13 protein-coding genes are annotated in these 18,072 nt (G+C 34.9%); 7 read left to right on the top strand and 6 right to left on the bottom strand.

The annotated features are described in order from the left end of the window. Positions 1–10: 10 nt before the first annotated feature. From MTP08_RS10305 to MTP08_RS10325, 5 genes are all read right to left on the bottom strand, one after another. Positions 11–2,023, bottom strand: coding sequence for a BCCT family transporter (locus tag MTP08_RS10305; RefSeq protein WP_083206642.1), 2,013 nt, complete (start codon positions 2,021–2,023; stop codon positions 11–13). Positions 2,024–2,481: 458 nt separating this feature from the next. Beyond that, a complete protein-coding gene (locus tag MTP08_RS10310) occupies positions 2,482–2,967 on the bottom strand; it encodes a hypothetical protein (protein WP_065720761.1) in 486 nt (161 codons plus the stop codon). A gap of 182 nt (positions 2,968–3,149) precedes the next feature. Then, entirely contained in the window at positions 3,150–5,639 is a 2,490-nt protein-coding gene (locus MTP08_RS10315) for a S9 family peptidase (RefSeq protein ID WP_243575919.1), read from the bottom strand. Between the two features lie 29 nt (positions 5,640–5,668). After that, positions 5,669–7,045 carry a RagB/SusD family nutrient uptake outer membrane protein gene (locus MTP08_RS10320; RefSeq protein WP_243575920.1) on the bottom strand — a complete coding sequence of 459 codons (1,377 nt, stop codon included), beginning with the start codon at positions 7,043–7,045 and terminating at the stop codon, positions 5,669–5,671. A 36-nt stretch (positions 7,046–7,081) separates the two neighbouring features. Continuing rightward, entirely contained in the window at positions 7,082–10,081 is a 3,000-nt protein-coding gene (locus MTP08_RS10325; RefSeq protein WP_243575921.1) for a SusC/RagA family TonB-linked outer membrane protein, read from the bottom strand. Between the two features lie 704 nt (positions 10,082–10,785). On the opposite strand from MTP08_RS10325, the gene MTP08_RS10330 reads away from it, so the two are divergent. From MTP08_RS10330 to MTP08_RS10355, 7 genes are all read left to right on the top strand, one after another. Further along, positions 10,786–11,043: an XRE family transcriptional regulator gene (locus MTP08_RS10330; RefSeq protein ID WP_243575922.1), complete on the top strand. Its 258-nt coding sequence runs from the start codon at positions 10,786–10,788 to the stop codon at positions 11,041–11,043. A gap of 163 nt (positions 11,044–11,206) precedes the next feature. Further along, positions 11,207–12,175 carry an ABC-three component system protein gene (locus MTP08_RS10335; protein ID WP_243575923.1) on the top strand — a complete coding sequence of 323 codons (969 nt, stop codon included), beginning with the start codon at positions 11,207–11,209 and terminating at the stop codon, positions 12,173–12,175. Then, the gene (locus MTP08_RS14740; RefSeq protein WP_317233001.1) at positions 12,162–12,389 is read left to right on the top strand and encodes an ABC-three component system middle component 6; all 228 of its coding nucleotides are present in this window, start codon (positions 12,162–12,164) and stop codon (positions 12,387–12,389) included. The genes MTP08_RS10335 and MTP08_RS14740 overlap by 14 nt, the downstream gene beginning before the upstream one ends. Then, positions 12,380–14,101 (top strand): DUF2326 domain-containing protein, encoded by a 1,722-nt coding sequence (locus MTP08_RS10340; RefSeq protein WP_243575924.1) that lies wholly within the window; start codon positions 12,380–12,382, stop codon positions 14,099–14,101. Before MTP08_RS14740 ends, MTP08_RS10340 begins: the two co-directional genes overlap by 10 nt. Before the next feature lie 271 nt (positions 14,102–14,372). Next, positions 14,373–14,699, top strand: coding sequence for a hypothetical protein (locus tag MTP08_RS10345; RefSeq protein ID WP_243575925.1), 327 nt, complete (start codon positions 14,373–14,375; stop codon positions 14,697–14,699). Further along, a complete protein-coding gene (locus tag MTP08_RS10350) occupies positions 14,677–15,126 on the top strand; it encodes an IS3 family transposase (RefSeq protein ID WP_243575926.1) in 450 nt (149 codons plus the stop codon). The genes MTP08_RS10345 and MTP08_RS10350 overlap by 23 nt, the downstream gene beginning before the upstream one ends. A 200-nt stretch (positions 15,127–15,326) precedes the next feature. Beyond that, the gene (locus MTP08_RS10355; protein ID WP_243575927.1) at positions 15,327–17,045 is read left to right on the top strand and encodes a hypothetical protein; all 1,719 of its coding nucleotides are present in this window, start codon (positions 15,327–15,329) and stop codon (positions 17,043–17,045) included. Positions 17,046–17,426: 381 nt separating this feature from the next. Here MTP08_RS10355 and MTP08_RS10360 read toward each other — a convergent pair whose 3' ends face one another. Further along, positions 17,427–18,068, bottom strand: coding sequence for a DUF4391 domain-containing protein (locus MTP08_RS10360; protein ID WP_243575928.1), 642 nt, complete (start codon positions 18,066–18,068; stop codon positions 17,427–17,429). Positions 18,069–18,072: the final 4 nt, after the last annotated feature.

The raw sequence follows: 18,072 nt of genomic DNA on the forward strand, positions 1-18,072 counted from the left end.
AAGATTCCAGTTATTTAAACCGATGATTTGAATCACTACTGATAAACATTGTATTTTTCTCTTCCGATATAATATTGATGAATCGGTCATAATGTTTTAAAACATCCGATATTAATTCGTTTTTTGTGAACAGCTTCACGTCATATCCATCCCTGTTGTCACCAAAATAAGATTTGGGGAAATAAACGAGATTCTCTTCTGCGTCAGGTAGATTGTCTTCATTCAGCAGATATTCAGACACTATTTTTGATTCGCTTCTAACGCCATAAATAAAATTGTTGATCAGATCATATCTGATTTCTATTTCGATTCTTTCTGGGTTTTCTCCATAATTCAATTTTGCATCTATCCCATTAACAGCAAACTCAGACAGAAGTTCACCAAACGCCTGCTTAGCCGTCGTTTCTATGTATCTATGGGTAGAAGCTGCATCATTAAAGGAAGCGATCTGCCTTAGCCTATCTTTCCACTGCTCTCCCGACCAGGGAACGGTCGTGGATGAAAAATCTTTGTCATAATAATTTTTGTCAACCATTAAACCTTTTGTTAGACTAACGAGGAACAGAAGCATGATTATTGAGAAAGGAAGTGCTGTAATCAAGGTCATACTTTGGAGTGCAGCCAATCCTCCAGCATTGAGCAGTATCAGTGCCAAAACAGCGAGAAGTGTTCCCCATCCTATCGTTTGCCACCGTGGCGAAACTTTAGCATTTTTAGTTGCAATACTGTTCATCACAAAAATACCACTATCAGCAGAGGTAACAAAGAAGATGATAATGATACCAATAACTAGAAAACTAATAAATTTTGTAAATGGAAGATACTCCAGAAACTGAAACATCAGTCCGTCCGGATCGTTAGCCATCTGGCTTAAAAAACCATCGGCAACATTCATATCAAACCAAATCGCACTGTTGCCAAATACAGACATCCAGATAAAATTAAATAAAGTAGGTAAAATCAGCACTGCGGCTACAAATTCCCTGATTGTACGTCCTTTTGAAATTCTCGCTATAAACAATCCTACATACGGAGACCAGGAGATCCACCATGCCCAATATAGAATCGTCCAGTCATAAAACCATGTCTGGGTTCCTTCTTCATAGACGTGAGTATTGAATGTGAGCGTAAAAAAACTATTGATATACGTCCCGATACCTTCAGTAAAGCTCCCGATCAGATAAACCGTAGGACCTAAAAAAAGTACAAATAGAAGCAGTATTACGACAGCGGTAATATTTATGTTGCTTAATATTCTCACCCCTTTATCCAAACCGCTGACCGCTGAAAATATAGCCAGTGAGACCAAAACAGCAACGATAAGAACCTGATAAAGAAAACTGTTATCAGGCAATATATTTAGGGTAACCAGTCCTGAATTGATCTGCACTACACCAAACCCTAAAGTGGTGGTGATACCAAAAAAAGTACTGCATAAAGCAAAAACATCGATGACGTTACCCCATCTGCCTTTTATTCTGTCTTTCAATAAAGGATAAAAGCAACTTCTTAAAGACAAAGGAAGTCTATATCTGTACGAAAAATAAGCTAGCGCCAAACCTACAACTCCATAGATTGCCCAAGCATGAATCCCCCAGTGAAAAAAGGTGTAAAGCTGGGCATTCTGAGCCCTTTGAACAAGAGATTTGTCAGAAAATATCTCGTTGGAATAATGCTGCATCGGCTCAGCAACACTAAAATACATTAACCCAATACCCATTCCCGCAGCAAAAAGCATTGATAGCCATGAAAAAAATGAATAATCAGGTCTGCTGTCATTTCGACCTAATCTGATATTACCGTATTTACTGGTCATGATATACACGAGGAAAATCACAAAGATCGAAACTGCCCAAACATAAATCCAGTTCAGGTTCACAAAAATAAAACCTTTGACTACTGTCAGAAGACTATCTGTAATTTCAGGATACAATGCAGAAATAAGACAAACTCCGATTATAAAAATAAGGCTCGGGATTGTAATCCCTTTTTTTAGTGTTGTTCTGATCTTAGTTTTTACCATAAATTCCATATTTATTTTGTAAGTGCTGAAAGTTGCTGAAAGTTGCTGAAAATTAACAATTTTTTTCTTCGAAGGAGAATTTTTTCCGAAGACTATTTAGAAAACGATATTTTTTTCATTGATTTTAAATCTTGTCGTTCAAATTCAAAATATGTTTGGAAACTATCGCATCAGTAATACTGAAAGTTCAAATCGTGTTTTTGCATTGTACTCTTTTTTTAATTTCGCAATATAGTTATTTACCGAACTAATGCTACAGGTCTCAAATTTATTCTTTTTCAGATGCTCAGATATTTCATTTGCGCTACAGCCATCTTTTACTAACTCCTTTATTTTTTCTTTGTAATTCATTATTAACTATTTGTATTTTATCTGCTGTATTTTATTACACAATATTTTAACAGTCATCTATTTACTAATTAGTGAAAGCACAACAACGCCGTTTAAAGGTTTTATAATCATTGAAAAAAAGATTTAATCCTTAGAATTATTTTATGAAATGCTGTATTCTCGTATCCAATCCGTTCACAATTCAGAGCCTCCAAGAACTCGGCAAGATTTGAATATAAACTCTCTTTTAAAGTTGCAATTTTTCTATTGCGGTTATCATATATTGTAAAGAATTCATTTGAATTTTCGTCTACACCATTTTTATACCCTTTAATTTCCTTTAATTTTATTTCCCTTTTTAAAAATAATAAATTGTAATAGAGTAATTTTTCATCGTAAATCTTTGCATTAATCAGTTCGTAATAATTGGTTTTCACCAGAAAATAAATCATTAAAAGGAAAATTACAATAAAATAGAGAAACCAGAAATAATGACCTTCTGAAATCATATTATCGTATGCTGCATTGCTAAATACAAATGGTAAAGAAAATGAAAGCAGCATGAGAATAAATCTAAAATACACAGTTAAAGGTCTTTTTATTTTTAATTTCATTTTATTAATTTTATTTTTTTTATCAAGTTATACTTAAATGTAATACAAAACCAAACTCAAGATGATATGCAAAGATAATTTTTTAAATACTTTTGATAATAGCAATACCGATATCATCAGTTACCACAGCTAAATGATCAAAAAAAAGAACGCTTCAAAAACGTTCTTTAATTATCAGTATTTTAGTTACCAGTCAACTCCTTTTGTATCCAACCTGTACTGTTCCTGCCCTTAAGAAAATAATCCCACCATTCTATTACCCTTCGATTCAAATCAAAAGTTTCAGGCGTCATAATGCCCAAGCTGTGTGACTGATCCTTGTAGTGTAAGGCAATAACAGGTTTCCTATTCCTCAACAAACCAACGTAAAAAGCTTCCGTCTGCTCAGGAACAACATTCGTGTCTTTTCTACCAGTCCAAAGAAGAATTGGTGCATTTACATTTTGTACAAAATTTATCGGATTATTATTATCATAAAGCTTTGGATTTTCGGCATAAGAAATATTCATATCAAATTGCCCATCTTCAAACCTCGCATAATCAGGAACTTCAAAAAGCCTGTTGTAAGAAAAATAGCTTTGAACTGTATTTGCAACAGACGCACCTGAAACAAAAGCTGCAAAACGCTTGGATTTCGTAGCGATAAAGTCGGTCTCATAGCCACCCATCGAATGTCCTGTTAACCCAACTTTCGAAAAATCGATAGAAGTATTATTTTGAATTGCATCCAAGGCTTTATTCACACAATCCAAAGCTGAAATCCCCGTTCCTCTGTCATCAAACACAATATCCGGCTGAAATACAAAATAACCATGTTCAACCAAAATCCTTTTGCTGATTCCATCCTGTGCTACATCACCAGTTAGATAAGTTGAAGCAGCACTGGATTGCTGCTGATAAACCTTTACAACCATCGGATATTTTTTCATAGGATCATAATCCATAGGATAAGTCAATATTCCTTTTAACGGTACCCCCAAAGAATTATTAAAATGCACCACTTCCACTTTCATTTTATCCAACATCAAGTCCTGAGTATTGGTCTGATAAAGCAACTTCTTCTTACTCCCATTATTTGAAACTGAATACAACCCATCAGGCAGATTAAAATTCTCCTCAATGGTAAAACCAGACTTTGTACCACTACCCTTTCCAAAAGCAATTTTCTTAATCTTCCGGTCAGTTTCAGGAATAAGAACCAATCTCTTATTTTTATTCAACTCCAACACTGATGTTGTACCTTTAAGTGTATTGTTTAACTGCAGACGCAAGGGTTTACCAGTGTCTACCGTAACTGTATTGAACTTCGTCTCCAAAAGAGTAAATCCCATTATTACCTTCTTATCCATCAAGACAACCTCCGACTCTTTTGAAATCTCCATACCACTCAAAACACCCGTTTTCAGGTCATAAGAATACAAATCTGTCTTTCCGCTAAAAAACAGTTTTTTGCCATCCAAACTATAAACAGGATTTCTCAAATCAGAACCTTTAACATCAGCCATCTTCTGACTGTGAAGATCAAACAATTTCCATATTTTCTCTTTTCTGTCAAAAGATACCACATACCTCCCATCCGCTGAACCGAATATTTCAGAGGACTTCGGAAATATCAGCGAATATTTTTTCAATTGAATATCATACAAAAACATATCATACTTCGGATTAGCACTCACATAATCAAAAACTTCTCTGTTACTGAATGCCCACAAGTATCGGCTGTTGTTCAGTGAAGTAAAAATTTCAAATCTATCCGTGGGAAACTCTTCAACAGTCCCTGTATCAGTCATAATATGCCAGAACCGATACTTAACCTTACCATTTTTTGTAAACCGAAGCTCCCTGTCCGTTCCGTACCAAAGTTCAACCATTGGAGTCTTAGGAACCGGAATATGGGTTTCAGCACTAACCAAAAAAGATTCTCCTTTCCGAATTTCAGTGACCTTCACAGTTTTCTCAGGAAGATTCTGTAACTCTGCAGGAGCAATGAGCCTGCCGCTCTGTAAATCCAAGATCTTCAGCGATCTCAAGGAAGCTCCCTGCCCAATCTCACGAATACTCAAATAACTCCCCGAAGGCATCATTTCAATCTTCTCAACCGTATCATCTGTCTGATACAAAGCCACAGCCTTTTTACCATCCCATCTCATCAAAGCAAAACGACCATCAACCGATTTAACTGAAAACAAAATCTTCCCATCGTCTCCCACCAGTTTATCAACATTGTCAATCTCATACAAGAGACGCCCATCAGAATGAAAAACCCGGATCTTCCTTTGACTATCCAAAATGTAAAACTGTTTTACATCTTTAATAATACCGCCATTAACAGCGGTATTATATTCAGATCTTTTCCCGGTTTTCAGATTGACAAAAACAGCTTTGCCGACACCCTGAGCAAATAAATAATTCTTGCCTAAAAAATTCCGTGATATATTATATCCTACAAGAGTATCTATAGCTTTTACCCTATTATGAGAAAACACAAGCACTGTATCAATACTCCCCATATACGATTTTGTGACCGCAGCGTAAGAAACATCCTCATTGACCGTCAGCAGATTTAAAGAAGAAAACTGCGCTACCCATTTCTTGAGCCCCTCATCCGACATATCCTGTGCACTAAAGAAAGATACAGTACAAAATATCATCATCAACGATACCTTACTCAAGGGACGCTTAAACTTCAGTCTATTCATGATCAGTACCCGGTATTTTGAGGATTAAGGTTTGAATTAAGCAGCAGTTCCTTCTGCGGAATCGGCCATGCTCTATGAAATTCTTTCCAGTTCGGCTTGGAAGCCGTTAGTACACTCAAACGATCATTCCTTTTCAAATCCAGAAAACGGTGCCCCATCTCCGTAAAAAACTCCCTCCTGTTCTCATTCAGAATTTCCGCCAAAAGCAAATCCTTCCCAATCCCTGAACTCAATGTCGGAAGTCCCGCCCTTTGTCTAGTTTTATTCACAAAAGGTACAGCATCAACCACATTGTTCTGCTGAGCCAAAGATTCAGCAAGAAGGAGATACACTTCCTCCAACCTGAACACAACAGAATACTCCAAAGTATTGGCAGAACGGAGCTTATATTTTTCAGCCCTGTACCAGGTATTCCCACCCACGGTAACAGCAGCCATCCAATTCTGCTTTCTAAGATCCCCGGATGCAAAACTGCCGACCAAAGACGGTGTCAGTGAAAAAGCAGTAGGTGCCGCATTGACAAAATAATAGATCGATGCCTCCTTCGTCGCATCCCCTGAATTCTTAGGCTTTAACTGCCATAGAATATGTGTTCCTGACTTTTGAAAAACCTTAGTAATATCGTTCTGAAAAGTATACAGCGGGCTTTGGAGAATATCCTTCAGCAAAACCTCCGCATGCATATACTTTTTACGGTGCATATACACTTTGGCTAGAATCAGCTCAGCGGTTTTCTTGTTAACAAAAATACGTTCAGCATTCCTATAGGAATCATTCAGCGTTAAAACAGCCTCCGACAAATCCATTTCCAAACGATCCAACACTTCATCGGAAGCCGTCTTGGAAATCGTCTGATTAACCGAATAATTGGTCGTTACAGGATACGGAATATCACCATATATCTGCTGCAAATAAAAAAACAACAAAGAACGGATGGTTAAAGCTTCAGCTTTAATCCGAACCTTATCCTTCTCAGCAATTGCTGCTGAATTCTCAACACCTTCCAAAATACTGTTCGCATAATAAATCTTCTGATAGGCTGCCGTCCAGAATGAGTTCACAGGAATACTTGAATCAATCAGCGTATTGTTAAAAATCTCAGGAAAACCATTATTGGTTGCCGTCGTATGATACGTGAGGTCATCAGTATACATTCCAAACAACCGTCCCGACTGATCCCCTGATATCGGTGAACTATCCCAAAGCCCTGCATACAATGCAGACAACGCTGCATTGGCAGTCTGCACATCATTAAACACATCCTCGGTATCGATCTGATTCTGGGGAAGGTCAGTTTCAATCATCTTCTCACAGGAAACACAAGCCGTTATCAGACATAACGCTCCTGCCAAGGTCAATATATAAATCAATAATTTCATTATTTTTTTCTATTAAGGTTAAAAAGGATTTTAAGATTACAGTGACAATGTTGCACCGAAAGAATACGTCCTCAAAGGCGGCAGAAAGCCCACCGAACTAAACTCAGGATCAACCCCGAAGTATTTCGTCCACGTATACAGGTTCTGTCCCTGAAAATAAAGCTTCACTTCCCGGAACACCTTCCCCTGAAGAGGAATGCTATAAGCCAGCTGAACATTCTTCAGCCTGACAAAAGAAGCATCAGACACCGTCGCATCACTCACCTGAAACAGCTGATGCGAAGCCGTAGGTGCCACGTGATACGGCATATAAAAACCATTTGGATTTTCAGGTGACCATACATTCAGCGCTTCCACAGGAAGATTATTCATCAGTCCCGGCGAAGCCATCAGACTATTGTAGTTCCTACTCTCCTGCTTCACAAACTGCAACAGCACAGATAAATTCCAATTACCATACTTAAAATCATTCGTCAGACCCCCGTAAAACTTCTGTCCCAGGTTCCTGATCACCTGACGGTCATCAGGCGACGCAATCTTACCGTCACCATTAAAATCCGTAAACGCATACTGCCCTGTAGAAGGATTAATACCATTAAGCTGATACAACTTAATAATGTTCACAGGCTGCCCCACCACATACGTGTTGGCATAAGAAGACCCTTCCAGCCCAGGAAAAGACAACAGTTTATTTCTCGGAAAACTGATATTGAATCCGGCATCCCACGAAAACGAATCAGCAGAACCCCTCACCAAATCACCCTTCAATTCAAATTCCCAGCCCTTATTCTGAACCGTTGCCCCGAGATTCGCCAACACAGAAGTAAACCCGGTCACTGCCGAAAGTTGATAACCCAACAGCTGGCTGGAAGACCTGTTGTCATAATACGCAGCCGTCACATTAAACCGGTTTTTAAACAAACCAAGTTCAAGTGCAGTCTCAAACTTCAAAGTCTTCTCCCAACTAAAATCAGGATTATACAACCTCGACGGAATCAGCCCCACCACACCATTATAAATCAATGTTGAGGTCACAAATGTGTTGAGGTATTGGTTCTCCCCTATATTATCACTCCCAGAAGAACCATAACTCCCCCTAAGCTTTCCAAAACTCAACCACGAACTGTCTTTCAAAAACGCCTCCTTCGAAAACAGCCACGCAGCTCCCACAGCACCAAATGTTGCAAACTTATTGTTAGGTCCAAACCTGCTGCTTCCATCCCTACGCCCTGTGAAGTTCAAAATGTACTTACCGTCATATTGATAATTAACCCTACCGAACAAAGCAGCATAGCGGTATTCAGTCTTCACATCATCAGACACCACCTTCGTCTGAGCAGCACCAATATTATTAATAAACACATTGCTCTCAAAACCAAACCCCTGAATCGCGGCATTCGTATTCGTATCCCTCTGATACGTCCCACCAAAAAGAACATCAACCGAATGCTTCCCTGTCTTAAAAGAATAATTAATCTGCGGTTCTACCACCATCGACAAACGGTTCTGATTGCTCTTTGAAGCCGCAGACTGACCTGATGTCATCCCCGATGAAGGATTATTAGCCGTATGCGGACGCAGCGACCATTCCTCAAAAGTCTGATAAGTCAATCCTCCATTCAACCTTAGCTTCAGATTCTTCACCACCTCATATTCCGTGGTAATATTATTCAAAAACTGAAGCTGGTCATTAGTATAAGTATTCCGGTAAGTTGCCAAAGGATTATTGAATGTATTATTCTCCCAATTCAGATTCCCATAAGAATCATACAATGACGGTGCATTCGGAGGAAGCAGATACGACGTATTGGTAATGTCCGAAGTCAGCACATTATTATCCAATGCAGAAAACATGTTCGACATATTCAGGCTGAACTTCCTGTCCTGAGATTGATGTGCTATATTTGCAGAAACAGTATTCGTCCTGTACTTAAAATCCTCACCAAACACCGTTGTCTGTTCATTATGACCCAGGCTCACCAAAAACGAAGTCGTATCACTCCCACCACTCAAAGAAAGCTGAGAATTCGAAAGCGTGGCATATCTGCCAATCAATTCCTTTCTCCAATCTGTAAAACGATTCTGATCCCAAGTCCCGTTCACATCATACGCATTGGCAGGATAAACAGAGATATTATCATTGGCAAAAGCCTGTTTACGCATCTCAATATACTGCTCCGTATTCATCATCTCCAATCCCGATACCGCACGGCTCAAACCATACGAAGAATTCAATGTCAGCCTGAGATTCCCTTTCCTCGCTTTCTTAGTCGTAATCAACACCACCCCATTCGCACCACGTGATCCATAAATAGCCGTAGCATCCGCATCCTTCAGAATCTCAAAACTCTCTATATCATTCGGATTAATACTGTTCAGAGGATTCACATTCGCCAATGCCAGCACCGTTCCACCATACCGTGAATTCACGCCACCTCCTACAGGCACACCATCCACAATATATAACGGCTGATTACCATCAATCTCCGAATTAGATCGAGTACGCAATGAATTCCTGCCCCTGATCTGAATATCAAATCCACCTCCCGCAGTCCCTGAATTCTGAGTAATCGAAACCCCAGGCATTCTACCTTGCGCAGCCGCAAGAACATTCGTCACAGGCTGATTCTCAATATCCGTCGAACCAATCTTTGCAATACTTCCCGTTCTCTCCCTCTCCTTAACCTTATAATAACCAGCATTAAGAACAACTTCCTCAATGCCTTTCACTTTCTGATTAAAGACAACATCTACTACACTCCGTTTATCAACAGCAACAACTTGCTCTGCATAATCAGAATGCCTAAAAACAAGAAGAGGATTATCTCCTGAAATACTAAGATGGTAAACACCGCTTTCATTAGTAACCGAACTCTCATCACTGCCCTGCTGTGAAACAATAACACCGGATAAAGGTAAATTCTCTGCGGTAACTTTACCGCTAATAGTCTTAGTCTGAGCCCTAGCCGCACCACAAACAATGGTCAACATAAAGACAAGACTCATGCTTCCTATGTTAGAATAGGATTTTTTCATAGTTTTGTATGGGTTTTAATTTTATTAAACTCCTTGATTATTATTGAAACTCTTTCTGCAACTGTAAATTCCACTTCACTAAGCAGGAAGAGTTCTTTAATTAAAATCTACATAATAGAATCAAAGAGAATTTCTGTTTCATTTTTATACGTTCTTGTATTTTATATTAATATCACTACCGGATTCAGATCTTTGAAAACAAAACTCTCTAAGTGCCCCTCAGCAAAAAAAGCATAAGGATATCCCTCCAGCCCACCTCAAGGCACCAGAAAGCTTTAATTAATATGAATGAAATTGTGTCCCGTAAAAAGCTTTAAAAGCCGCAATGAGTTGTACACCCCATTGTATCGTGCAGTCAGTTATTATACTTTAGAAAGCAGCTCAGGGTGTAGAGAAAATATCGTACAACAGTGGAAATAAAACGGCATGGAACTCTACTTACCGGATTGGGGCACTGGTATACCTGACAACGATAAGAGAGCCCACGCCTAGGTCGTGAGCATCTTGCTTATCATCTCGTTGTCTAAAAATTACCAGTTTTTCAATCCGAGAATCTAAGCGAATGCTTCTAATGTTTCTTTGAAGTATCGCAAAATTACTTTAATAAGTAATTTGTTCCAAATATAATAAAAATTCTTTTCATTACCGAATTAGGTAATGAAAAATGTTGTAATTAATATGAAATTGCAGGAAAGACTGCAATTATGAGTGAATTTAAAACTGATGAAATCAAAAAATTAGTTGCTGAAAAAATTAAAGAAATTAAAGGTGATACACCTTATTCTAAAATCGCAGATAGGTGTAATATTACTACTGCAAGAATTAGTGATGTATCAAATAATAAGATAGATTGTCAATTAAGTACCTTTATTGAAATAGCAACCGGTTTGCGTATTCATCCTAAAGAGCTATTCGACATAATTTTTGATTTTAAAGAATATTATTCAGAATTAGATAAGTAAAGCCTTATGAGAGTAAGAAATTATTTGTTTACGGAAAACCGTAAAATTTGATGAAAAATAATTATTAGCTTTGGATCAATATAACTTATATGCATAATTATTATAAACCTAACGTTTAAAAATCATTTCATATATCGTAATATAATAATAAATTTGCAATTTAATGATTAGAGCTAATTACTATTCGGTAATCGAAGAAAAACTAAATCTACTATCCGTTCGAATTACTTCAAGGGGTAAATTAAATATTTTAGATCTTCATTTACACTCCGAAAGTTTTTATCATTACTTTTTAAATGAATTGTATTCATGGAATGTTCAGAACGAGAATGAATTCAAACCTAATATTGAGGCGATTGACCTGATTGACCGTACTAATTTTTATGTTATTCAGGTTTCTGCTACCAATTCAAAACAAAAAATTGAATCATCACTAAAAAAAGATTTGATTAAAAGTTATACTAAATACACTTTTAAATTCGTATCTATTGCTAGTGACGCAAGTGAACTTCGTTCAAAAACGTATGACAATCCTCACAGAATTTCATTTAGCCCAGTTCATGATATCATTGATAAAAATTCAATATTAACAACCATTAAAGGATTAGGACCAGATGATTTAAAAAGAGTATATAATTTTATAAAAAAAGAATTAGGTTCGGAAATTGATCCTATCAAATTAGAAACGAATTTAGCAACGATTATAAATATACTTTCCAAAGAAGATTGGAATACAGGAGATGATACTCCTGAAAAAGTGAAGTTTGAAATTGAAAGAAAAATTACACATAATAAATTGAAAGCTGCAAAATTAATCATTGAAGACTATAGTATCCATCATAATAGATTGGATAAGATTTACTCAGAATTTGATAAACAAGGCAGTAATAAAAGCAAAACGGTACTATCAACAATCAGACAAGAATATGCTAAGCTATCTGTTAACCTTACTGATGATCAGCTATTTTTTACAATCATTGAAAAAGTACAAGAAAAAATTCTTGGTAGTGCTAATTATCAAGACATTCCATTTGATGAATTAGAGCTGTGTGTGAATATTTTGGTAGTTGATGCCTTTATTCGTTGTAAGATTTTTGAAAACCCAGAAAATTATAATTATGCTACTACCTGATAACATTCATCCCGAAAATACCATTTATTATAATGGTGCATTTGTCTTGGAAACAATCAAGAACAGTAGTCCAAATAATCTTTTAGATTTGTATCAAGCCACTAAATCAAAAAAAGAAATGTCATTTTCGATATTTGTTTTGTGCCTCGATTGGTTATATTTATTGAATATTGCTACAACTAACGATAACGGAGAAATAAGATTATGTTCTTAAAGCAATTAATTATCTCTACAGAAAAAGAAATCATAAGAGAAATCCCTTTTCATAAGGGATTGAATCTGATTGTAGATGAAAGTAATGATCAAGTTACAGGAAATAGTGTCGGCAAAACAACTGTTTTAAAATTAATAGATTTCTGTTTAGGTGGTAAGCCACAAAATATATACATTGACCCGGAAAGCAAACGTCAAGAATATAAGTTGATCAAAGATTTTTTGATAGCACAAAAAGTACTTATCACACTCATTCTTACCAAAGATTTAGATGTTGAAGATGCTGAGGAAGTAATAATTGAAAGAAATTTCCTTGCAAGAAAGCAAATCGTTAGAAGAATCAACGGGGAACAATATACAGAAGATGAATTTGATGTAAAATTGTCTACATTGATTTTTCCAGAGCATTATGCTGATAAGCCAAGTTTCAGACAGATTATTTCACATAACATAAGGTATAAAGATCAAAGTATTAATAATACTTTGAAAACATTGGATGGATATACTTCTGACGCCGAATATGAAACTTTATATCTATTTTTATTTGGGTGTGATTTTACCAAAGGTAACAATAAGCAAAGTATTTTAGCCAAGTTAAAACAAGAAGACACCTATAAAAGTCGCCTTGAAAAAAATCAAACCAAAACAGCATATGAAACAACTCTCTCATTAATTAACAATGATATTGAGGAATTAAATCAAAAAAAATCATCATTTAATATTAATAAAAATTTCGAAGCCGATTTAGATAGACTAAACTACTTAAGATATAAAAAAAATAAATTAAGTTCTGAGATAGGAAGATTAAATATTAAAAAGAATCTAATATTAGAAACTGAGGAGGAGTTGAAAAATAACATTTCAACTATTGATGTGAAGCAATTAGAAATCATCTACTCTCAAGCTACAAATCTAATTACAAATATTCAAAAATCATTTGATGATTTAGTGGCCTATCATAATCAGATGCTTATCGAAAAGGCAAAATTTATAACGAAAGAATTACCATTAATTGACTCCGAAATTTCTCGAAAGGAAATAGAGTTACGAGAATTTCTTTTAAAAGAAAAAGAACTTGCTGAGATTATTTCAAAAAGTGATTCTTTTGAAGAGTTGGAAAATTTAATTGTAGAGCTAAATCAAAAATATCAAAAAAAGGGGGAATATGAAAATATTATTCAACAATTGGAAGAAGTTGAAGACAATGTAAAAGAATATAACCGCCAATTGAATGAAATTGACGATGAGCTTTTTTCAGACGAATTTGAGAAAGTTGTAAAAACTCAGCTTAATAAGTTCAATAAGCATTTTGCTAATATTTCTAATAAACTTTACGGAGAGCAGTATGCAATTAAATATGATATTGTAACCAATAAGAAAGGACAGAGATTATATAAATTTAATGCATTTAACACAAATCTAAGTTCAGGTAAAAAACAAGGAGAAATTTCTTGCTTCGATCTCGCATATATAATGTTTGCCGAGGAAGAAAATATTCCATCTCTACATTTTATTTTAAATGATAAAAAAGAACTTATGGATGACAAGCAATTAGTAAAAATTGCTGAGTTCGTAAATAATAGCAACATTCAGTTCGTCGCTTCAATTCTAAAAGACAAATTACCTGTAGAGCTAAACGACGAAAAATACTTTATAATCAAACTTTCTCAATCAGAAAAATTGTTTAAAGTTGTAGAAACTGATAAATTATAGTTTTTAAAAATACTACAAATTAATCCTAACTTTAGTTGGGATTTTTTATTTACAAATATTTTGTTAAAATCTTTGTAGTACGTTATTAATAAATCTCATTGATATTTTATTAATTTCATATAAATTCAGTGAAAATACTGATAGTGTACTTTAAAATGTTCATAATTTTGTTATTTACGGAAAACCGTATTGAAAAGATGCCTTTGTTATATACATTTGATGACTAAACTTTTGTACTACTCTGCTCATTAATAAAAAATAACTCTTATCCATGGAAACAAAAAAACGCTCTATTTTAAAACTAGACATTCCAAAATCCGACAACGGGATTATAATTTCAGATCTTTTTAATTTATTAATTTCAACAGATCAAACGGCAAATCAAATCAAAGAAATCTTAAACAAACAATTTGAACAAGATGAGTTTATTCCAATACCTGGAGCTCAAACACTTGTAAATACTCAAATTGTCCAAAACAAAAATTATATCAAGAAAGATTTAATTTCAACTCTTGAGAATATAACTTTCTATTCAGATAATACTTTTACTATTAATTCAGACCAAAGAAGGATTTTTGTACCTAACAACAGTGATTGATTTGTATGATAGAAAAATCATTGGATGGAGTTTAAGCAACGGAATGAGTACTGAGGAAACAAGCCTTGCAGCTTGGAAAATGGCTATCAAAAACAGGAAAATAGGTGAAAGTCTAATTTTTCATAGCGACAGAGGCGTTCAATATGCAAGCAGAAAATTTGCAAATACTTTGCAATTTTATAGCATTACAAGAAGTATGAGCCGCAAAGGAAATTGCTGGGACAATGCAGTGGCTGAAAGCTTTTTCAAATCATTAAAAACTGAACTCATTTATGGAAACAAGCTCATCACAAAAGAAAAAATGGAGTTGGAAATATTTGAATACATTGAAATCTGGTACAACAAAAAAAGACGGCACAGCGCCCTGAGTTACCAAACTATTGAAGAGTTTAACAGTCAAAACAAAATTCATCAAAATGTAGCTTAACTTATACTGGAATTTTTATTTGCATATCCAGTATAAAAAATTTTGTTTTGTGAGAGTCTCAAATCTATATCAAATCAAAAATAATTTTTATATTTTTGCTATTAAATTTAAGAGTGAATAACTATATACTTTCTAAATATATTTTAAAAATAATAAAGACTTTGCAATTTTATTGGATATAATCTTACTCACTATAATTTATGATATTAAATTTTTCTTTTAAAAGCCCTTCAGTGTATGTTTTACTAGCTACAACGATTAACTGTTATTCCTTTGCTCAGGTTGGAATTAATACAAGTAATCCACAATCAACTTTAGATATAAATGCTGGCAATACTTCTTTGGTTCAAGGATTACTATTACCTCGGCTCACTTCAAATGAAATACGGACGATGAGTCAAAATTTATTAAGCAGTTCTCATAACTCTTTAATCGTTTTTGCATTAAACGCGACAACCACTGGAGATTTTGTAACAAGTAAAATTACTGAGCCTGGATTTTATCGATATGTTTACAATGGTTCAGGGGGCACTCAAAAATATTGGAAAAAAATAGAACCAACTGCTTTCGAAAGAATTGTACAAGACGGTAAATCCGGAATTCGAATAATAGATGCTGATATTCAAAAATACGGTTTAATTGGCGAGAATGCAGTAGATGTTTCTTACAGTGATGAAAATTATGTTTGGCTATCTACAGCTAATGGAGCTCGGGGTGATAATTCTTTTGCGGCAGGTCTTAATACTATTTCTCGCGGGAACGCTTCAACAGCAGTTGGTAATAAAACTGAAGCTGGCGGAAATGGATCTTTCTCTGGCGGTCAAAATACGCGATCTGTTGGAGCCAATTCCTTTGCTTATGGAGAAGGTTCTTCTGCAAATAATGCTAATTCAGTGGTCTTTGGTAAGACAAACGTAAATTCCGGTAGTAATTCTAGTATTATAGCTGGTAGAGATAATACTATAACGAATGCTATGAATTCGGCTATCTTATCAGGACATAATAATAGTATAGTCTTTAATAATACAGCTATAGATAATTACCCATATAATTCTATAGGAGTTGCTAATAATATTGTTAGTGGTAATTCAAATAGTATAATAGGGAGTTCTGCATCGACCAAAAATGTTATTGTTGGAGGTACTAATAATGTGCTTAGTGAAGGAATATATTCTATAATTGGAGGTGGGGCTGGTAATAAAATTAGACCTTCTGCAGCTCCATATGATTATGTTTGGTATGCTTCAAACACTATTTCAGGAGGAGAAGGAAATGAGATTAATGCGGACAGATCAGTAATTGGGGGCGGCGATCGGAACCTTATAAGACTTGAAGGGTCAGGGACTTATCCTCAGGGTGCAGGTATGGGAGTAATTAGTGGCGGTCAATTTAATAAAATTCTTTATAAAGGACATTTTGGATCTATTATGGGAGGAAGAGGTAACAATGCCAGGGGTAGCTATTCTTTTGTTACTGGAGCATCGAATGTCGCACAATCTGTAGGAGAATTTGCTATAGGATTTTTTGGAACATTATATAATCCTCAATATCCAAATGCATATACTCATGATGGAACTTGGATTGTAAATTTAGCTACAACAAAAGATAGATTGTTCAACGTTGGAAATGGTGCCGCCCCATCAGAGTTTGATTTTTCTACCGACATATCATCAGCATATGCCTCACGAAGCGATGCTTTTACCATTCTTAAAAACGGACAAGTAGGTATAGATATTGATAATTTTGAAACCAATACTACAACGGCAAAGTTACAAGTTAATGGAGGAATAAAAATCAGTTCTCCATCTAATACACTTGCTGGATCAGCATGTGATAATAATAATAGAGGTCAAATAATTTTTGTAGAGGACAATTTTTATGGATGTAAATCAACAGGATGGGTGATTTTAAATAATTGACAAATTATTATAAACATTCTCATGTTGAAGTTAATTACACTGAAGGTATCGCGAAATAATTCTTATTCCAACTGCTATTTTTTCGCACTCAGGTGGAGAGAATAAATATTATAGAGTCTATGATACTTCAGAATACTATAAGCAGAGTTTTAAAATTTAGAAATGATGGTTTTAAATCGACTATTACTATTTCAAATAAAGGATTGTAAGTCTCCCCAAACGTTGGACAGAATTATACCCTCATTTTGTATTGTAAAACTATAAAATATTTCATTCTGTTGTTGATGTTGGCAAAATTTGTTGAAAAGGATAAAACTGAGTATTTTGATGAAACAAAATCTAAAAGCAAAGATTGGATTACAGACTTACATAAAGTGTAAATTATTTCTTTAGTTCTAGTAATTTTTTTTCAAGTTGTTTCAGCTTTAGATTTAACTCTACTTTTCTATTAAATTGTTGGCAGTTGGCAATAGAAGTTTTGAGTTGTGCAATTTTCCTTGTAATTAAATCATGTTCTCTATTAAGAAATATTAATTCATCTAAGCTATTTGTTTCTTGAAATAAATCATTAATCTGTTCACAAAATTTTTTGTAGACCCAGTCCAAATTATTTTTCAGTTCAATATAAGGATATAGTTCGTTTTCATCATTCCAATCTGTCGAAAATGTATAATCAACCACCGCATTGTCATCATTGGTTGGGTGGGAATGTTTTGCAGAGGTTGAGATATAAAATTCATTATTAAATTTAACTTGGAAAATAATTTGATACGGAATTGCTTTATCAATAATTAGAAGTAAATCCTTAATGTAAAGCTTTTCTTTTAAGTCAATTTCAAAAATTTGTATTTCCTGTATATCTTTCCCTGTGAGGTTTATGGTATCTTGTGATAATTTGTTAGCCCAGGTTATTCTTAAAATCTTTTCACTAATAATCTTTTTCTGCTTAGAGTTGGTGTAAGCATCAAAAGCATTTTTCGGAATTACTTTTTTAACAACAGTAGATTTCGGTAGATCAAACATTCAG

The organism is Chryseobacterium oryzae, assembly GCF_022811665.1.
Lineage (GTDB): Bacteria > Bacteroidota > Bacteroidia > Flavobacteriales > Weeksellaceae > Chryseobacterium > Chryseobacterium oryzae.

What these genes read in the sequence shown, in the direction of transcription:
- MTP08_RS10325 (WP_243575921.1), bottom strand. Translation starts at nt 10,081, where the DNA reads ATGAAAAAATCCTATTCTAACATAGGAAGCATGAGTCTTGTCTTTATG.
- MTP08_RS10340 (WP_243575924.1), top strand. Translation starts at nt 12,380, where the DNA reads ATGTTCTTAAAGCAATTAATTATCTCTACAGAAAAAGAAATCATAAGA.
- MTP08_RS10360 (WP_243575928.1), bottom strand. Translation starts at nt 18,068, where the DNA reads ATGTTTGATCTACCGAAATCTACTGTTGTTAAAAAAGTAATTCCGAAA.
- MTP08_RS10320 (WP_243575920.1), bottom strand. Translation starts at nt 7,045, where the DNA reads ATGAAATTATTGATTTATATATTGACCTTGGCAGGAGCGTTATGTCTG.
- MTP08_RS10305 (WP_083206642.1), bottom strand. Translation starts at nt 2,023, where the DNA reads ATGGTAAAAACTAAGATCAGAACAACACTAAAAAAAGGGATTACAATC.
- MTP08_RS10335 (WP_243575923.1), top strand. Translation starts at nt 11,207, where the DNA reads ATGATTAGAGCTAATTACTATTCGGTAATCGAAGAAAAACTAAATCTA.
- MTP08_RS14740 (WP_317233001.1), top strand. Translation starts at nt 12,162, where the DNA reads ATGCTACTACCTGATAACATTCATCCCGAAAATACCATTTATTATAAT.
- MTP08_RS10310 (WP_065720761.1), bottom strand. Translation starts at nt 2,967, where the DNA reads ATGAAATTAAAAATAAAAAGACCTTTAACTGTGTATTTTAGATTTATT.
- MTP08_RS10355 (WP_243575927.1), top strand. Translation starts at nt 15,327, where the DNA reads ATGATATTAAATTTTTCTTTTAAAAGCCCTTCAGTGTATGTTTTACTA.
- MTP08_RS10345 (WP_243575925.1), top strand. Translation starts at nt 14,373, where the DNA reads ATGGAAACAAAAAAACGCTCTATTTTAAAACTAGACATTCCAAAATCC.
- MTP08_RS10330 (WP_243575922.1), top strand. Translation starts at nt 10,786, where the DNA reads ATGAGTGAATTTAAAACTGATGAAATCAAAAAATTAGTTGCTGAAAAA.